The 17,953-nt window shown below is 72.8% G+C and carries 14 protein-coding genes and 1 rRNA gene; 4 read left to right on the top strand and 11 right to left on the bottom strand.

Going from position 1 to position 17,953, the window contains the following annotated elements; genetic code table 11:
- Positions 1-11: 11 nt before the first annotated feature.
- Positions 12-944, bottom strand: coding sequence for a copper transporter (locus tag BCF44_RS04960; protein WP_116172928.1), 933 nt, complete (start codon positions 942-944; stop codon positions 12-14).
- Positions 941-2,125: a putative cytokinetic ring protein SteA gene (gene steA, locus BCF44_RS04955; protein ID WP_116173535.1), complete on the bottom strand. Its 1,185-nt coding sequence runs from the start codon at positions 2,123-2,125 to the stop codon at positions 941-943. Before steA ends, BCF44_RS04960 begins: the two co-directional genes overlap by 4 nt.
- Before the next feature lie 262 nt (positions 2,126-2,387).
- Here steA and BCF44_RS04950 point away from each other — a divergent pair, with 262 nt between their 5' ends.
- Positions 2,388-5,090: a helix-turn-helix transcriptional regulator gene (locus tag BCF44_RS04950; RefSeq protein WP_170217344.1), complete on the top strand. Its 2,703-nt coding sequence runs from the start codon at positions 2,388-2,390 to the stop codon at positions 5,088-5,090.
- 66 nt (positions 5,091-5,156) lie between these two features.
- A complete protein-coding gene (locus tag BCF44_RS04945) occupies positions 5,157-5,897 on the top strand; it encodes a MerR family transcriptional regulator (protein ID WP_116172926.1) in 741 nt (246 codons plus the stop codon).
- Positions 5,898-5,980: 83 nt separating this feature from the next.
- On the opposite strand, the gene BCF44_RS04940 is transcribed toward BCF44_RS04945, so the two are convergent.
- Positions 5,981-7,411 carry an MFS transporter gene (locus tag BCF44_RS04940; RefSeq protein ID WP_116172925.1) on the bottom strand — a complete coding sequence of 477 codons (1,431 nt, stop codon included), beginning with the start codon at positions 7,409-7,411 and terminating at the stop codon, positions 5,981-5,983.
- 92 nt (positions 7,412-7,503) lie between these two features.
- On the opposite strand from BCF44_RS04940, the gene BCF44_RS04935 reads away from it, so the two are divergent.
- Positions 7,504-8,025 carry a winged helix-turn-helix transcriptional regulator gene (locus BCF44_RS04935; RefSeq protein WP_116172924.1) on the top strand — a complete coding sequence of 174 codons (522 nt, stop codon included), beginning with the start codon at positions 7,504-7,506 and terminating at the stop codon, positions 8,023-8,025.
- Between the two features lie 43 nt (positions 8,026-8,068).
- Entirely contained in the window at positions 8,069-9,232 is a 1,164-nt protein-coding gene (locus BCF44_RS04930; RefSeq protein ID WP_246014842.1) for an MFS transporter, read from the top strand.
- Here the strand turns inward: BCF44_RS04930 and BCF44_RS04925 are convergent.
- The 8 genes from BCF44_RS04925 to rrf form a co-directional block, all read right to left on the bottom strand.
- Positions 9,152-10,111, bottom strand: a complete 960-nt coding sequence (locus BCF44_RS04925) for a LacI family DNA-binding transcriptional regulator (protein WP_170217343.1) — start codon at positions 10,109-10,111, stop codon at positions 9,152-9,154. The genes BCF44_RS04930 and BCF44_RS04925 overlap by 81 nt on opposite strands.
- A 286-nt stretch (positions 10,112-10,397) precedes the next feature.
- Entirely contained in the window at positions 10,398-12,188 is a 1,791-nt protein-coding gene (gene recN / locus BCF44_RS04920) for a DNA repair protein RecN (protein ID WP_211352895.1), read from the bottom strand.
- Positions 12,189-12,271: 83 nt separating this feature from the next.
- Positions 12,272-13,183, bottom strand: a complete 912-nt coding sequence (locus tag BCF44_RS04915; protein ID WP_116172922.1) for an NAD kinase — start codon at positions 13,181-13,183, stop codon at positions 12,272-12,274.
- Positions 13,180-13,986 carry a TlyA family RNA methyltransferase gene (locus tag BCF44_RS04910; protein ID WP_116172921.1) on the bottom strand — a complete coding sequence of 269 codons (807 nt, stop codon included), beginning with the start codon at positions 13,984-13,986 and terminating at the stop codon, positions 13,180-13,182. Before BCF44_RS04910 ends, BCF44_RS04915 begins: the two co-directional genes overlap by 4 nt.
- Before the next feature lie 4 nt (positions 13,987-13,990).
- Positions 13,991-14,122, bottom strand: coding sequence for a hypothetical protein (locus tag BCF44_RS58465; protein WP_256449348.1), 132 nt, complete (start codon positions 14,120-14,122; stop codon positions 13,991-13,993).
- 169 nt (positions 14,123-14,291) lie between these two features.
- Positions 14,292-15,296 carry an HAD-IIA family hydrolase gene (locus tag BCF44_RS04905; RefSeq protein WP_116172920.1) on the bottom strand — a complete coding sequence of 335 codons (1,005 nt, stop codon included), beginning with the start codon at positions 15,294-15,296 and terminating at the stop codon, positions 14,292-14,294.
- Positions 15,293-17,704: a hypothetical protein gene (locus tag BCF44_RS57360; protein ID WP_246014841.1), complete on the bottom strand. Its 2,412-nt coding sequence runs from the start codon at positions 17,702-17,704 to the stop codon at positions 15,293-15,295. The genes BCF44_RS04905 and BCF44_RS57360 overlap by 4 nt, the downstream gene beginning before the upstream one ends.
- Before the next feature lie 162 nt (positions 17,705-17,866).
- A 5S ribosomal RNA gene (rrf, locus tag BCF44_RS04895) occupies positions 17,867-17,953 on the bottom strand; the annotation flags it as partial.

The raw sequence follows: 17,953 nt of genomic DNA, 5'->3' as shown, positions 1-17,953 counted from the left end.
ACAGTAGCACCTCAGCCCGCCGGCGCAGCGGGTGCGGGGGCCTGCGCGTTGCCCGCGGTGCCGTACGCGCCGGTCTTGCCGGCGGCCGCGTCCCGCAGCGCGAGCACCGTCACGACCTGGCCCGCGGCGTTGTCGACGTCGTCCACCGTGGACAGCACCGAGCCGTCGGCGCGGACGACGGCCAGCGGCCCGAAGTTGTCGGCGGAACCGGTGCGGCCGGCCAGCACCGTGCCGCCGCCGGAGCGCTGCACCTGCGTGGCGAAGCGGGCGATCACCGCCGCCCGGTCGGCGGCCGCGTCGCCGCCGACGGAACCGCCGGTGAGCACCAGCGCCAGCTGCGCGGCGTGCAGGCCCTGGCCCTGGCGGACGTAGCCGCCGCTGGCCAGGCCGGTCAGCGCGGCGGCGGTCTCGTCCGGCGACGCCTGCGGCTTGCCGGTGGTCTTGTCGAGCAGCAGCAGCGGGCCGATCAGCCCGCCGGCAAGGGTGCCCGGGTCGGCGGCGGTCGGCAGCTGCACGCCGGCCGGCAGCAGCCGGGCCACCAGCGACCGGAGCTGGTCGGACTTCGTCGGGTCGGTGAACGCGTCGGTGAGCTGCAACTCGCCGGTGACGTTCGCGCCGGCGGCCCGCAGCAGCGCGGCGACGCCGTCCCGGTCGGTCGGCTTGGCGTCCGCGGTGGTGATCAGCACCACCGACTTGCCGTCCAGCGCGCCGTGCACGGCCAGCGGGCCGGTCGCCAGCGCGTAGCGGTCCGCGTCGGTGAGCCGGCCGCTCAGGTCGGTCTGCTTGGACTGGAGGTCGGACACCTGCTTGCTCAGGTTGGCCCGGTCGTCGGCGAGGCCGCCGAGCACCCGGTTGCTCAGCGACGTGGAGCCGAGCACGACGCCGACGGCGAGCGCGAGGAACACCGCGGCGATGGAGATGACGTGGTTACGCAACGAGATCACGAGACGAGGCCCCCAAGCCAGCCGACGAAGTTGTGCCACGCGCCGGACAGCAGCGCCGGGTAGACGCTGCCGACGTCGGACACGAGCAGCGCGACCGCGACCACCGCGGCCACGGCGAGCACCAGCAGCAGCACGATGCCCGCGGACACCCGGGACCGGTGCAGCTCGGCGACCGCGTGCGAGTCGACCAGCTTGCTGCCCAGCTTCAGCCGGGTGAGGAAGGTGGACGGGATCGACCCGCCGGTGCCGCGGTCCAGGAACTCCCGCAGCGTCGCCTGGAAGCCGACGGTGACCACCAGGCTGGAGCCGTGCGCCTCGGCCAGCAGCAGCGCGAGGTCCTCGGCGTTGGCCGACGCGGGGAAGGTCACCGCGCCGATGCCGAGGTCCTGGATCCGCTCCAGCCCCGGCGCGTGCCCGTCGGGCTGCGCCGGCAGCACCACCTCGGTGGCGGCGCGCAGCGCCTCGGTGGTGATGCCGTCCGGGTCGCCGACGATCACGGCCGGCGTGAGGCCGGCGTCCATCAGCGTGTCCGCGCCGGCGTCCACGCCGATCAGCACGGGCCGGAACTCCTTGATGTACTTGCGCAACCGGCGCAGGTCCTCCATGTGCCCGAGGCCGGGCGCGACGACCAGCGCCTGCCGGCCGCGCATCGGCACGTACAGCTCGGGCACGCCGTGGCCGTCGAGCACCAGCCCGCGCTCGCGGCGCAGGAACTCGATCGTGTTGGCGGAGAACGCCTCCAGCTGGGCCGACATCCCGGCCTTGGCCTCGATCAGCTGGTCGGCAACCGATTCCGGGGTCTGCTGGACGCCGCGGGCGAGCTCGCGCTCGTTGTGGAAGACCACGCCCTCGTGCAGCCGGAGCTTGGTGCCGTCCTTGATCGCGGTCAGCACGCCGGAGCCGACGTCGTCGATGAGCGGGATGCCCGCGTGCAGCAGCACTTCGGGGCCGAGGTTGGGGAACCGGCCGGAGATCGAGGGCGAGGCGTTGACGACGCCGACCACCTCGGCGGCGAGCAGCGCCTCGGCGGTGCGGCGGTCCAGGTCGAGCGCGTCGAGCACGGCGACGTCGCCGGGGCTGAGCCTGCGCAGCAGGTCGTCGGTGCGGCGGTCGACCCTGGCCACTCCCGTGACGCCCGGCAGCACTTCGTGTGTCCGCGACAGCAGTCCGGTGAGCTTCATGCCCTCGATGGTCACTCAGCCCAACGGGTTGACCCGTTCGCCACGCCGCACTGGTGCCGGCAGGTCAACCGGTACGGGTGAGTTTTCACGGCGACTGAACGCAAGTTGCACGCACAGCAACGGAGGGCGGCTGACACAACGCCGCCGGGAAAACGCTCACATTCGGTTGCCGCGCAGGTCAGCCACATTGGACACAATGGCCGTTTCAAGATCACTCTTTCCGGCGGTACCAGATTGGACGGTCCCCGATAGCGTCGTTTTCGTGGTGATCGGGACGCCGTTCGTGGGTCGTCGGCACGAACTGGATCTGTTGCGGGGCAAGCTGTTCGCCCCCGGTCTCGGCACCGCTCGGTTCGTCCGGGTGACCGGCGAGCCGGGCGTGGGCAAGACCCGCCTGCTGGCCGAGTTCGCCGCGCAGGCCCGCGATGCCGGCGTGGCCGTGCTGGCCGGCCGCGCCAGCGAGTTCGAACGGCACGTGCCGTTCGGGCTGCTGTCCGGGGACGGTCTGTCCACGGTGGACGTCGCCGACTCGATCGATACCGATGCCATCGACGTCGAGCGCTACCGGGTGCACCGGGCGATCCGCGCCAGGCTGGTGGAACTGGCCGCGCCCGCCGGACTCGTGCTGCTGCTGGACGACGTGCACTGGGCCGACGACGCCTCGCTGGAGCTGCTGGACCACCTGGTCCGGCACCCGCCCCGGGCCCGCGTGGTGGTCGTCGCCGCGTACCGACCACGCCAGGCTCCGCCGCGGCTGTCGGCCGCGCTGTCCGACGGCGTGGAGGAGATCTCGCTGGGCGCGCTCACGTTCGACGAGGCGCGTGAACTCGTCGGCGACGATCTGGATCGGACACGGTACGACGCGGCCGCCGGCAACCCGCTGTATCTGGAGGCGCTCGCCCGCCACCCGGACGCGGACGGCCACACCGCGCTGGCGGCGGAGCTGGCCACTCTCGGCCACATCGATCTTCAGGTGGCGCGGGCGGTCGCCGTCGTCGCGGACGTCGCCGAGCCGGCGCTGGTGGCCGTAGCCGCGGACCTGCCGCTGGCCGACACGCTGGCCGCGCTGGACCGCCTGACCGAGCGTGATCTTCTTCGTCCACTGGGGACCTCGGGCGGCGTCCGCTACCGGCATCCCCTGCTCCGAAGCGTGGTATACCAAGGCATCGGCAGCGGCTGGCGGTTCGCCGCGCACGCCCGCACCGCCGCCGCGCTGGCCGCCAGCAGGGCCCCGGCGACCATTCGGGCGCACCACGTCGAGCAGTCCGCGGCGCACGGCGACAAGGCGGCCGTCGACACGCTTGTCGAAGCAGCCGTCGCATACATGAACACTGCTCCGTCCACGGCGGCGCACTGGCTCGACGCGGCGCTGCGCCTGCTGCCGGCCGACCCCGCCGAGGAGCAGATGCGACTGGGGCTGCTGGGAATGCTGGCCAAGGCCCTCGGTGTCACCGGCGAGTTGCAGCGCAGCCGCGAGGTGCTGCACGAGGTGCTGGGGCTGATGCCGGCCGAGCCGGCGGTGCCGCGCGCCCAGGTGGTCGGCTTCTGCGCGCAGATCGAGCGGCTGCTCGGCCGACACGCGGAGGCGCAGGCGTTGGTACTGGGTGAGCTGAACGGACTGTCCGATCCGGACAGCGCGGCCGCCGCGGTGCTCAAACTGGAACTGGCCAACGGCGGACTGGTCGGCGGCAACTTCGCGGACGTGCGGGACTGGGCCCGCGAGGCGCTGGCGACCGCGCGCCGCGTCGGCGACGGCCCGCTGCTCGCCGCGACGATCGGCGCCTGCGTGCAGCACGCGTACATCAAGGGCGTGGTGGACGACGAGGTGCTGGCGCTGCTGGACGAGTCGACCGCGATGGTGGACTCGTTGCTGGACAACGATCTTGTCCGGCACCTGGAGGCGGCGGTCGCGCTCGGCTGGAACGAACTCGTCTACGAGCGGTGGGACGGCTCGATCCGCCACCTCGCGCGCGGCATGCAGCTGGCCCGCGTGTCCGGGCAGAACCACCTGGTGACCTACCTCCAGATCGGCCAGGGCACGGCGTACGGCCTACGCGGACAGCTTCGCGAGGCCGCCGCGTGTTTCGACGACGCCGCCGAGGCCGCGCTGCTGACCCGCAGCGACGAGCTGCGGACGATGGCGCTGGCGCAGCAGTCGTGGATCGTCACGTGGATGGGCGACGTGGACGAGGGCGTCCGGCTCGGCACCGAGGCGGTGCGGCTGGCCGGCCCGGTTCGCGACTGGTTCTCCGGTGTGGCGCACGGCATGCTCGCCCAGGCCAGGATGTACGCCGGCGACGCCGAGGGCGCGGTCGCGCTGCTGCGCCGAGCCGGCGGCGACGAGGATCTGTCGGGCTTCGAGCCTGTCACCCGTGTGAGTTACCTACAGCTGTTGGCGGAGGCCGAGGCCGAGTGCCGCCGCCCCGAGGACGCCCTGCGCTGGGCCGACCTCGCACAGAAGGTCGCCGTCACGCTCGGACGGCAGCTCCCGCTGGCGTTCGCGCGACTCGCGCGGGCGCACGCGCTGCGGGCCACCGCACCGCTGGAGGCCGCCGAGGAGGCGGTCGCCGCGGCCGAGAAGTTCGCTCACATGGGTGACCGGGTGGATTCGGGCCGGGCCCGGCTGGTCGCCGCCGGGGCGCTGGCCGCCGCCGGCAAGGCCAAGGCCGCGCGGGTCGAGGGCGACCTGGCCAACGCGCTGTTCCGCGAGTGCGGGGCGGCACTGTTCGAACGCATCGCGGGCCGGTTGGAGCCCGCGGTGCAGGTCCTGCTGACGCCGCGCGAGCTCACCGTGCTCGCGCTGGCCGCCGAGTCGCTCACCGCCGAGGCCATCGCCCGGCGGCTGGGCATCGCGACCGGGACCGTGCAGAAGCACCTGGAGAACGCCTACCGGAAGCTCGGCACTTCCGACCGGCTCACCAGCGTGCTGCGGGCGCAGGCGCTCGGCCTGCTACCCCGCGCCTGACTGTTTGACATTGACGTTGCGTCAACTTCTACCGTGGTTTCACCGAACGAGATCAGGAGGGCAGCGGTGGAGTGGTCGATCCAGGACATCGCCCGCTCGGCCGGCACCACCAGCCGGACCCTGCGCCACTACGGCGAGATCGGGCTGCTCGCGCCCAGTCGCGTCGGCAGCAACGGCTACCGCTACTACGACCAGGACGCGCTGGTGCGGTTGCAGCGGATCCTGCTGCTGCGGGAGCTGGGGCTGGGACTGCCCGCCATCGCCGAGGTGCTGGCCGGTCAGCGGGACACCGCGGCCGCGCTGCGCACCCATCTCGACCTGCTCGAGCAGGAGCGGCAGCGGATCACCCGCCAGATCGCTTCGGTGCGGACGACGTTGGAGAAGACGGAAGGGGGCCAGCAGCTGATGGCCGAGGAGGTGTTCGACGGCTTCGACCACACCCAGTTCAAGGACGAGGTGGTCGAGCGGTGGGGCAAGGACGCCTACGACAAGGGCGACCAGTGGTGGGGCTCGCTGTCCGACGAGGACAAGCGCGCCCACCAGCAGCGGCAGCTGGACATCGCGGCCGACTTCGGCCGCGCGCACCAGGCCGGGCTGGCGCCGGACAGCGACGTGGTGCAGGCGATCACCCAGCGTCTGCACGAGTGGATCGGGGCGGCGGCGACCGTGACCAAGCCCTACTTCGTGGGCCTGGGCGAGATGTACGTCGCCGACCCCCGGTTCACGCAGAACTACGACCGGCACGGCGCCGGCACCGCCGAACTGGTCCGCGACGCTATGAAGATCTACGCCGAGCGGAACCTGTGAGGACAACTGTCGCGAGGCCGCGCCGGCCTCTGGACCGCGGGATCAGCTCGATCGATGCCCGCGCGGAACGCGCAAATTGGACGTCAGTTCATCGATCGAGCTGAGCCAAGGGAAGAGGCCGGCTTGGAAGCGGCCTCGCCCCGCGCGGAACGCGCGACAACAAGCACGGTGATGATGGCGACGACGATCTCCAGCCACCATCCGCGCTGGAACTCGTAGAGCGCGTTCGGCGTGGCGGTCGCCATCAGGGCAACCAGCAGAGCCACGCCGAACGCGCTGCCGATCTGCCGGAACATGTTCAGCACCGCCGCGCCGGTGGTGGCCCGCTCCGGCGGCAGGGCGCTCGACGCCGCGAACAGCGGCGCCTGGGTCAGGCCGGCCGATGTGCCGCCGATGAGCATGCCCGGCAGCAGGGCCAGGTAGGTGGGCGTCGACGACACCGTGATCAGCCAGTACGCCGCCGAGACGCCCATCAGCGCCGGGCCGACGATCGCCGGCAGGCGGCGGCCGAAGCGGCGGGCGATGCGACCGGCGTTGATCGCGAACACGGCCGCCGTCAGTGGGCCGGGGGCGATGGCCAGGCCGGCGCGCACGGCGTCATAGTGCCAGACGTTCTGGAGGAACAGCACCGTGAGCAGCAGCCAGGCCGCGAATCCGATGTAGTACACGAACATCGCGAGCGCGGCGGTGCTGAACTCCCGGGTGCGGAACAGGCTCGCCTCCACCAGCGGGTGCGGGTGCCGCAGCGCGTAGACCACCGTCACGGCGATCGCGGCCACCGCCACCAGCGCGGCGCCGAGCACCGGCAGGCTGGTCCAGCCCAGGTTCGAGCCCTCGGACATGGCGAAGACCAGCAGGCTGACGCCGGCGAACAGGGCGATCGTCGACACCGGCTCCGGCAGCTCGGCGGTTCTCGGCGCGCGGATCTCCGGCAGCACGATCAGGCCGGCGATCAGCGCCGCGATGCCGACCGGCACGTTGACCAGGAAGATCCACCGCCAGTCCAGGGCGACCAGCAGGCCGCCGATCGGCGGTCCGGCGGTGGCGGCGACCGCGCCGACGCCGGCCCAGATGCCGACGACCAGCGTGTGCTTGTCCTTGGGGAACGCCGGGTAGAGCAGGCCCAGCGACGGCGGGACGATCATCGCGGCACCGGCCGCCTGTACCGCACGGGCCGCGATCAGCACGCCCAGGTTCGGCGCCAGCGCGCAGGCGACCGACGCCGCCACGAACACCGCGATGCCGCTGAGCAGGAACAACCGCCGGCCGTGGTGATCGGCCAGCCGCCCCGCCGGCACCAGTAAGGCCGCGAACGCGATCGCGTACGCGTTGAGCACCCAGGACAGCCCCGAGATGCCCGCGCCTTCGAAGGTGCGGCCCATCGCCGGGATCGCGATGTTGACGATGAACAGGTCGAGCTGCGCCATGAAGGCGACCGACGCCAGCACGGCGAGGATCAGCCACCGGCGCGGGTGGCCGACGTCGGGTCTGCTGGCGACCGCGGACACAGTCATGACACGTCTCCATTGGTTCGGAAGTTGAACTCACCGCCGACCGTAGCACGCTAAGTTCAGAAACTGAACCTAACTGCGGGTAGACTGGGCCGATGGCGACCGTCCGGGACTACTCCGTGGAACACTGCTCGCTCGCGCGCACCCTGGAGATCGTCGGCGAGCGGTGGACGCTGCTGATCGTCCGCGACGCCTTCTACGGCGTGCAGCGGTTCGCCGACTTCGTCGCCCACCTGAGGATTCCTCGGGCCATCCTGAGCGAGCGGCTCAGCCTGCTCGTCGAGTCCGGGGTGCTGGCCAAGGAGCCCGGCCCGGGCCGCCGAGAGCACTACACGCTCACCGACAAGGGCATCGCCCTGTGGCCCGCGCTGCGGACGCTCATCGCCTGGGGCGACCAGTTCTACGCGCCCAACGGCCCGCGCCGGTACTTCCTGCACGCCGACGACAACGGCGAGGTGGACCAGGCCGGCACCTGCCTGGAGTGCGGAAAGCTGTTGTCCGCCAGGGACTACGCCGCCGTGCCGGGCCCCGCCGCGCGGCCGCCCGGCCCGGACGCGGACGTGGTCACCCGCACCCTGGCGCGGCCGCACCGGCTGCTGGATCCGATCACGGGCTGATCTCCACCTGGTTGAGGTGGGAGCGCTCCCGGGTGTCCAGTCCGTGCTCGTGAACAGAACCGGTCTGGCTCTCGCCGCGCTGGCGTTGAGCGCGTTTGCCATCGGCACCACGGAGTTCGTGATCGCCGGCCTGCTGCCGGACCTGGCGTCGGACCTTCGTGTCAGCATCCCGACGGCGGGACTGCTGGTGTCGGGCTACGCGCTCGGCGTGGTGGTCGGGGCCCCGCTCGTCACGATCGCGGTGGCGCGGCTGCCACGGAAGTGGGCGCTACTGGGGCTGCTGGTGTTGTTCATCGCCGGCAATGTGACGTCCGCGATCGCCCACGGCTTCGCGATGTTGCTGCTCGGGCGCGTGCTGGCGGCCCTGTGCCACGGGGCGTTCCTCGGCGTCGGGTCGCTCGCGGCGGCGGAGATGGCCGGCGAACAGCGGCGGGCGCGGGCCATCGCGGCGATGGTCACGGGGCTGACGCTGTCCACTGTGGTCGGTGTGCCGATGGGGACGTTCCTCGGCCAGCACTGGGGTTGGCGCGTCACGTTCTGGGCGGTCGCGGCGCTGGGCATCGCCGGCATGGCGGGCATCGCCGCGCTGGTGCCGCCGCTGCCCGCCCTCGCGACACACAACGACCTGACGGTCTTCCGCCGCCCGCAACTGTGGCTCGCGCTGGCCATGACCGCCCTGGGCTTCGGCGCGGTGTACGCCCCGTACACGTTCATCGCGCCGATCATGACGTCGCTGGCCGGCTACGCGCCGGGCGACCTGTCCTGGCTGCTGATCGTCTTCGGCGTCGGCCTGGTGCTGGGCAACTGGCTCGGCGCACGGGCCGCCGACTGGCGGCTGATGGGCACGATCATCGCGCTGCTGACGGGACTCGTCGCGCTGCTGCTGATCCTCGCCGCGCTGCCGTCGGTGATCACGCTGTTCGCGCTGGGCGTCGTCGCCTTCGCGACCGTGCCGGCCTTCACCAGCCGCGTGATCGCCACCGGCGGCGGCACCACCCTCGCGTCCTCGGCGGCGGTCGCCGCGTTCAACCTCGGCAACGCCACCGGCGCCTACCTCGCCGGGCTCGCCGTCACCGACGGCTATGCCGCGACGGGTTGGGTCGGCGCGGCGATGGCTCTCGGCGGACTAGGCGTCGCCGTGCTGTCCGCCGCTCTGCCGAACCGTAAGGGAGACCGGGACCATCACCCGGCGGCACTCGCGCGCTAACACCATCCGGGTCGCCGTGGCGGCGTTCTCCTCGACGGTCTGCCGCACCGACGTCAGGCCCAGCGAGGCGGCGATGACCCCGTCGTCGAAGCTGACCACCGCCACGTCGTCCGGCACCCGACGGCCCATCGACGCCAACGCCCGCAGCGCACCGGCGGCCGTCAGGTCGCACGAGGCGAACACCGCGTCCAGGTCGGGGTGCTCCGCGACCAGCCGCCGGGTGACCCGCTCCGCCGTCGCCGCGGTGAAGTCGCCGTTGCCCAGCAACGGCTCCAGACCCGCCTCCCGGATGGCACGAAGTCCGCCTTCGCGGCGTTCGACGGCACAAGGATTGCTTTCGGGGCCGCCGATGACCGCAATCCGGCGCCTACCGGCGCGGTAGAGGTGGTCGACGGCCAGCCGCCCGCCGTCGGCGTTGTCGGGCTCGATGGACGAGACGCGCGGGGCGGACCGACCCATCGACACGATCCAGCCGTAGCGGTGGCGGAGTTGAGACGCCAGCTCGGGACGCACGTTGACCAGCACCGCTCCGAGACCTCCGCGCAGATCGGTCGCCTCGGACGTCAGCCGGATCTGGAGCCGGACATCCTTCTTACCCACCAAGGCATTCACCGTCCCGGCGATGACCCGTGCGTAGTGCGGATCGGCACTCAACGCCGCCGGATCCTCGTCGACGATCACCAGATCCACCGCGTCGGCCCGCCCCGAGGCCAACGCCCGGGCGCCCAGGTGCGGGCGGTAGCCCAGCTCGGCGATCGCCTCCTGGACCAGGCGCCGGTGCGGCGGCGCGACGCCGGGCTGGCGGTTGATCACCCGGGACACCGTCGACCGGGACACGCCCGCGAGCCGGGCGACGTCCTCCAGGGTCGGGCGGCCCACGTCAGCCCCGGTGGCCGTAGTGGATGAACATCCGCGCAGCCTCGCACCCCGCCCACGGCGCTGTCGAGACGTTTGCCCCCGCCTGACGTCTTGGCCCATCAGGCTGGTTGACCGGCAGACGAGATAACGCGAGGCCCCGCCGGTGCTTCGCACGGTTGCTGGATTTCGATCGCCCGCCACCCGACACGCCCCACCACTCAGCCGATGCGGGTGATCGAAATCCAGCAAGGGCGAGGCACCGGCCCCGAAGGGGCCGAGCCGCGACGCCGAAGGCGGCGCCAAGAACTCAGCGCTTGACGGCCTTCTTCCTCGTCTTGCGCACGGGCTCGTCGGCCTTCTTGTCGGTGCGGGCCGCGTCGAGCAGTTCCTCGGCGTGCGCCCGACCCGTGTACGTGAAGTCGAGGCCGGCGAGCATACGCGCGAGCTCCACCACCCGCTCCGACTCGTCCAGCACCCGCACGCCGCTGCTGGTCAGGCCGCCCTCGGCGACCTTGTTGACCACCAGGTGCCGGTCCGCGTACGCCGCGACCTGCGGCAGGTGGGTCACAACGATCACCTGGTGGCTGCGCGCGAGCCGGGCCAGCCGGCGGCCGACCTCGACGGCGGCGCGGCCGCCGACACCCGCGTCGACCTCGTCGAAGACGAGGGTCGGCACCGGATCGGCGTGCGACAGCACGACCTCCAGCGCCAGCATCACCCGCGAGAGCTCACCGCCGGACGCGCCCTTGTTCACCGGCAGCGCCGGCGCCCCCGGGTGCGCGATCAGCCGCAGCTCCACGTCGTCGACGCCGTCGCGACCGGCGTGCAGCCGCTCGCCCTTCACGAGCAGCGCCACCGAGTCGTCGGCCTCGGCGATCCGCGGCAGCACGGCGACCTCGACGGTCGCGTGCGCCATGGCCAGCCCGCCGAGCTCCTCGGTGACGGCCTTGCCCAGGTCCTCGGCTGCCGCGGCGCGCTCGGCGCTGACCTCGAGCGCCACCTCGGCCAGCTGCCCCGCGAGCTCGTCCCGGCGGCGCGCCAGCTCGGCCAGCGCCTCCTCGGACGTGTCCAGCCCGGCCAGCCGCTCCTGCGACACCCGCGCCCACTCCAGCACGCCGTCGACGTCCGCGGCGTACTTGCGGGTCAGCTGCTTCAGCTCGGCCTGCCGGGCCAGCACCTGCTCCAGCCGCGCCGGATCGGCGTCCAGCGACTCGATGTACCCGACGAGCTCCGTCGCCACATCGGTGAGCAGCACGGACGCCTCGGCCAGCCGCGGCTCCAGCTCCCGCAGCTTCGGGTCCTCGGTCGCCAGCAGCCGCCGCCGCGCCTCCGCCACCAGCGCCATCGCGCCGACGGCCTCGGCCTCGACCTCGGGCGGCCCGCTCAGCGAGTACTGCGCGCCCTGCGACGCCTCCCGCAGCTGGTCCACGTCGGCGAGCCGCCGCGCCTCGGCGTGCAGTTCCTCGTCCTCGCCCGGTTTCGGGTCGACGGCCTCGATCTCGGCCAGGCCGTGCTTGAGCAGGTCGGCTTCGCGGGCCATCTCGCGCGACTTCTCGGTGCGCTCGATCAGCTCCGTCGACACGGAGACCCACTGCTCGCGCAGCTCGCGGTACCGGCCGAGCGGCTCGGCGACCGCCTCGCCGGCGAACCGGTCCAGCACGCCGCGCTGCTCGGCGGGCCGGGTCAGCCGCAGCTGGTCGTTCTGCCCGTGCACGGCGATCAGCTGCTCGGAGATCTCCGACAGCACGCCGACCGGCACCGACCGGCCGCCCAGGTGCGCCCGGGACCGGCCGTCCGTGTTGACCGTGCGCACCACGATCAGGCTGCCGTCCTCGTCCGGGTCGGCACCCGCGTTCGCCGCGACCTCCGCCGCCGGGCTGCCGGCCGGCGTGTGGAAACGGCCCTCCACCACGGCCCGCTCCGCGCCCGTGCGGACGCGCGAGGCCTCGCCGCGCCCGCCGGACAGCAGGTGCAGCCCCGTGACCACCATCGTCTTGCCGGCGCCGGTCTCGCCCGTGACCACCGTCAAACCCCGGTGGAGTTCGATGCTGGCCTCATCGATCACGCCCAGACCCTGGATACGCATCTCGATCAGCACAGGTCGAACACTAGTGCCAACCCCTGACGATCCACGACCGGGGCGCGCCAAACCGGTCAGCGCCGCCAGCCCGAAGGGGCTGGTCAGTCGAGAACGGGGCCGCGCCATCCCTGCACCGGCAGCGCGAACTTGTTCACCAGACGGTCCGAGAACGGGTCCTGCTTCAGCCGCACCAGCTTCACCGGCGTGCTGGAGTGGGCCACCTCGACGCGGGTGCCGGCGGGCAGCTCGACCAGCCGGCGGCCGTCGCAGCACAGCACCGCCGGATGCCCGTGCGGGTCGATCTCGAAGGCCACCACCGACGTCGGCGACACCACGAACGGCCGGGCGAACAGCGCGTGCGCGTTGCTCGGCACCACCAGCAGCGCGTCCAGGTCCGGCCACACCACGGGACCGCCGGCGGAGAACGCGTACGCCGTCGAGCCGGTCGGTGTGGCGCACAACACACCGTCGCAGCCGAAGGAGGAGACCGGCCGGGCGTCGACCTCGACCACCACGTCCAGCACCCGCTCCCGGCTGCTCTTCTCCACGCTGGCCTCGTTCAGCGCCCAGGTGTGCGCGATGACCTCGCCCTGCACGGAGGCGGCGACGTCCAGCGTCATCCGCTCCTCGACGTGGTAGTCGCGGTCGATCACCCGCTGCACGGCCTCGTCCAGGTCGTCCATGTCGGCCTCGACCAGGAAGCCCACCCGGCCCAGGTTGACGCCCAGCACCGGGGTGCCGAACGGCCGGGCCAGCTCGGCGGCGCGCAACAGCGTGCCGTCGCCGCCGAGGGCGAACACCAGCTCGGTGCCGACGGCCGCGGTGCTGGCCGGCGCCACCTCGGCGTAGCAGGAGCGGTCCAGGTCGGCGGCCTCGTCCTCGACCACCCGCAGCCGGATGCCGGCCTCGGCGAAGCGGCCGGCGACCTTCTCGGCCAGCCGCAGGTTGGTCTGCCGGCCGGTCTTCACGACCAGCAGGATCTCCCGGTCGCCGTGCACGTTGAGCTGGGTCATTTCGGCCCCTCCCTGACCGCGGTGGCGACCATGGCCTCGGCCTGGTCGGCCGGCAGCGGCTCGCCGCGACGCAACCACACGAAGTACTCGACGTTGCCGGACGGCCCGGGCAGCGGGCTCGCGACCACGCCGTGCAGGCGCAGCCCCAGCTCGGCGGCCTCGCCGACGACGCCCAGCACCGCCTGCGCGCGCAGCCGTCCGCCGCGCACCACGCCGCCGGGGCCGACGTTGTCCTTGCCCACCTGGAACTGCGGCTTCACCATCGGCACCAGGTCGCCGTCCTCGGCCGTGCAGGACAGCAGGGCGGGCAGCACCAGGCCGAGCGAGATGAAGGAAAGATCAGCGACCACGAGATCGACGACGCCGTCGGTCAAGTCGGGGTTCAACGCGCGCACGTTCGTTTTGTCCAGAACCACGACCCGGTCGTCGGTCTGGAGCCGCCACAGCAGCAGGCCGCGGCCCACGTCCGCGGCGACCACCTGGCGAGCGCCGCGGCGCAGCAGCACGTCGGTGAAGCCGCCGGTGGAGGCGCCCGCGTCCAGGCAGCGCCGGCCGTCCACCGCGATGTCGAACGCGTCCAGCGCGCCGACCAGCTTGTACGCGCCACGCGACGCCCAGTTCGGGTCGTCGTCGTCCTCGCGCACGATGACCGGCGTGTCGGCCTCGATGGCCGTCGCCGCCTTCGTCGCCACGGTGCCGCGCACGGTCACCCGGCCGTTGGCGACCAGTTCCGACGCGTGCGCCCGGGACCTGGCCAGCCCCCGGCGGACGAGTTCCGCGTCCAGCCGCGCCCTGCGGGTCACCGGATCAGAACCCGTCGATGGCCGACAGCGCGTCGGTGAGCGTGGCGTGGACCGCCTCGAACCGCGCGGGGTGCTCGGCGACGTCGAGCGTGTCGAGCTCCGCCAGCCTCGCGACGGCGTAGTCGATGGTCGCCATGGGTGAGCCGGGGGTGTCGGGGGCTTGCCCCCCGCCGTTGTCGGCCGGCCACATCGGTCCGCGCGGTCCAGCGGACAGGCTGCGCCCCGTGGTCGGCGGGGGACCCGGAACTGGCGGCTGGGTCATCAGTGGCTCCTGGATGGAGTAACTCGTCTGTCTGTAGACAACGCTAGCCGATATTCAGCGCGGCCAAGGCAACCGTTGAGGCGTCATCGCCGGCTCGAACGGTCACCGCGCCGCCGCCGGCCGGCCACCAGGCCGCGCACAGGCCCCGCAGCAGGGCCAGCGGCTCGCCGTCACCCGATCCAGTGACGATGAGCGTCCGGTCGTCGACCTGCACGTCCCAGTCGGGCTGCTTGCCGATCTCCACCTCGGACACGGGCCGGAGCAGGCCACTCAGGTCGGCCGACAGGTAGCGGGGGCGCAGCTCCTCCGGCGCCTGCAAGATCTGCGCGGGGTAGGCGACGCCGGTGAGCACGAGCAGCGCGTCCAGCTCGGCGGCGGTGGCGCCGGCGATGTCGGTGTCCAGGCGGTCGCCGACGACCAACGGCTTACGCGCGCCGGCGGAACGGATCGCCTGGTCCATCAGCGGCCGCGCCGGCTTGCCGGCGACGACCGGCTCGACGTCGGTGGCGGCCTTCAGCGCGGCGACCATGGAACCGTTGCCCGGCAACAAACCCCGCTCGGTCGGCAGCGTCGCGTCGACGTTGCAGGCCACCCAGAACGCGCCGTGGCGGATGGCCAGCCCGGCCTCGGCGAGGTCGCGCCAGCCCGTGTCGGGGGAGTGGCCCTGCACGACGGCGGCGACCTCGGGCGTGAACTCCCGGGTCGGGGTCAGGCCGACCGCCGACACCTCGTCGGCGAGCGCCTGGGTGCCGATGATCAGCACCAGGTCGCCGGACGTGAGCCGCTCGGCCAGGACGCTCGCGGCGGCCTGGGAGCTGGTGCTGACCTCCTCGTCGGTGGCCTGGAAGCCCAGCTCGTTGAGGTGCGCGGCGACGCTGCCCGGCTTGCGGGAGGCGTTGTTGGTGACGTAGCGGATGCCCGCCCCGCGCCGCCGGCTCGCCTTGATCGCCTCGACGGCGCCCGGCACGGCCTCGCCGCCGCGGTAGACGGTGCCGTCGAGGTCCAGCAGCAGCGCGTCGTACTCGGCGAGCAGGTCCGTGTCGGTCACTCGCCTTCCTCTTCTCCGTCCAGGTGACCTTCGCTCAGCTCGACCGCGCGCTCCGAGGCGTCCGTCTCCTCGTCCTCGTCGTACTCGGCGGCCTGGAGGAACCAGCGGATGGCCTCCTCGGTGCGGCCGACCGCCGCGAGGTTGTCCGCGTAGGCGTAGAACAGGCGGGCGCTCCACGGCTCGTTCTTGGCCGGGTCGAGGTCCTCGCCCTGCAACGCGACCACCGCGGCGTCCAGCTGGCCCATGTCGCGGCGCGCGCCGGCGGCGACGATGCGCAGCTCGACCTGCTCCGCCTTGGTCAGCTGCTTGACGTCGGCCTCCTTGGCCAGCTCCAGCGCCCGCTCCGGACGGCCCAGCGCGCGCTCGCAGTCCGCCATCACGGCCAGGTGGCCCGGACCGGCGCTCATCCGCCGCGCCGCACGCAGCTCGGACAGGGCCTCCGCCCACTCACCCGCGTGGTACGCCGTCAGACCGGCGGCCTCGCGGACCAGCCCGACCCGCGCCGCCTTGGCCCGAGCGAACCGGGCGTGCGCCAGGGCCTCTTCCGGCTCGTCGTCGACCAGCATGCCGGCCGCCACCAGGTGCGCGCCGACAACCTCGGCCAGCGCCTTCGGCAGGCTCCGCAGCTCCATGCGCGCCTCGGCGTCCAGCGCGGAGAACACGGCACCTTCCGGCAGCTCCGGCGCGCCGGACCGGTCGCGCGGCCGCTCCTCGGCAACGCGCTCCCCGGCGGGGTGATCCTGCGGTTCGCCGTCAGCGGTGCGCTCGTGGGCCTCATCGGCGGCCGGGTCCTGCGCCTGGTCGTCGGTGGCCTCGCCCCGGGGCTCGTCGTGCCCGGCCTGCGGCTCCTGGTCCTCGTCCTGAGCCTCGACGTCCACGCCGTCGACCGTGTCGATGGCCTTGTCCGCGGCGACCTCTTCGGCGACGGCGGCCTCTACCGCGGCCTCCGTCGCGGCGATCTCGAGCTCCTCGACGGGCTCGTTGTCGACCACGGCGCGCAGCGGCGTGCGCTCCTCGAAGGCGCGCGGACGCTCGTGACGCGACTCGGTCCGCGGCGGCCGACCGGCCGTGCGCGGCTTGCGGTCGCCGTCGAACCGCTTGGGACGGTCCCCGTAGCCGCCGCGGTCGTTGCCGGTGCGCTCGGTCGTGTTGCGACGGTCCTGGAACTTGGCCGGCCGCTGCGGACGGCTGCTGGTGCCATCGCGGACGTCGTCGCGGTCCCGGTTGTTGAAGCGATCGTTCGACCGGGGGCGGTCGCCCGAGCGCTGGTCGCTGTTCCAACGCGGACGGTCGCCACCACGCTGGTCGTTGCGGTCGTTGAACCGCGGCCGGTCTCCCGAGCCCGAACGCTCACTGCGGTAGCCGCCGCGCTGGTCGCGGTCGCCGCCGGTGCGCGGCCGGTCGCTGCTGTTGTAGCGCGGGCGTTCGCCGTCGCCGCTGTTGTAGCGGGGACGGTCACCGCGATCGTTGTTGAAACGCGGCCGATCGCCTGAGCCGGCGCGGTCGGAGCGGTAGCCGCCACCGGAGCGCTGGTTGTCACGGTCGCTGTTGTAACGGGGGCGGTCGCCGCCGCGCTGGTCACGGTCGCCACCGAAGCGGGGACGGTCACCGCCGCGGTCGCTGTTGTAGCTGCGGTCGTTGCTGCGCGGCCGGTCGCTGTTGTAGCGCGGGCGGTCGCTGTCGCCACTGTTGTGACGGGGACGGTCGCCACCGCGGTCGTTGTTGTAGCGGGGCCGGTCGCTGTCGCCACTGTTGTACCGAGGGCGATCGCCGCCACGGTCGTTGCTGTAGCGGGGCCGGTCGCTGTCGCCACTGTTGTACCGGGGACGGTCGCCACCGCGGTCGTTGCTGTAGCGCGGGCGATCACCGCGATCGTTGTTGAACCGCGGACGGTCGCTGTCGCCACCGTTGTATCGGGGGCGGTCGCCGCCACGGTCGTTGCTGTAGCGCGGGCGATCACCGCGGTCGCTGTTGTAGCGCGGGCGGTCGCTGTCGCCACCGTTGTAGCGCGGACGCTGGTCACGGTCGCCCGTGCGCGGGCGGTCGCCGGAGCCGGCGCGATCGGAGCGGTAGCCGCCACCGGAGCGCTGGTTGTCGCGGTCGCTGTTGTTGTAGCGCGGGCGATCGCCGCCGCTGCGCTGGTCGTTGTTGCGGTCCCGGTAGCCGCCGCCGGCGGTGCCACGGTTGCTGCTGCCGCCACTGGTGCTGTTGTCACGGGAAGACCAGCTGCCGCGCTCCTGGCGGGGCGCCGAGCCCTGCTGACGGTCGCCGAAGGACCGCCGCTCGCCGCGATCGGTGCCGCGCTGCTTGTTCCCCCGGCCATCGCCTGAGCCGAAACCGCCGGTGCGCTGCTGACGGTCGCGCTGACCGCCCTCACGATCGCCGGGACGCTGCCCGAACCTGGACACAACAACCTCCTAGACATGGCAGAGCCCGCGAAGGGGTCTCCAGGTGACACGGTAGCCGTTCCGCAGCACCGGACGCGCCTTCAGTCGGCCTGCTGGGTAACGCACACATAGGAGAAGGCCCCTGCTTCGTGTCGCCACGATGCAGGGGCCTCCCCAAATTTTGTCCGGCGGCGTCCTACTCTCCCACACCCTCACGAGTGCAGTACCATCGGCGCAGGAGGGCTTAGCTTCCGGGTTCGGAATGGGACC

The sequence above is a fragment of the Kutzneria buriramensis genome (assembly GCF_003387475.1).
Taxonomy (GTDB): domain Bacteria; phylum Actinomycetota; class Actinomycetes; order Mycobacteriales; family Pseudonocardiaceae; genus Kutzneria; species Kutzneria buriramensis.
This window is presented reverse-complemented; position numbering and strand designations above follow the sequence as displayed.

Coding starts and splice junctions, on each gene's coding strand:
- BCF44_RS58465 (WP_256449348.1), bottom strand. CDS start 14,122: ATGGCGACCATCGACTACGCCGTCGCGAGGCTGGCGGAGCTCGACACG.
- steA (WP_116173535.1), bottom strand. CDS start 2,125: ATGAAGCTCACCGGACTGCTGTCGCGGACACACGAAGTGCTGCCGGGC.
- BCF44_RS04940 (WP_116172925.1), bottom strand. CDS start 7,411: ATGACTGTGTCCGCGGTCGCCAGCAGACCCGACGTCGGCCACCCGCGC.
- BCF44_RS04935 (WP_116172924.1), top strand. CDS start 7,504: ATGGCGACCGTCCGGGACTACTCCGTGGAACACTGCTCGCTCGCGCGC.
- BCF44_RS04915 (WP_116172922.1), bottom strand. CDS start 13,183: ATGACCCAGCTCAACGTGCACGGCGACCGGGAGATCCTGCTGGTCGTG.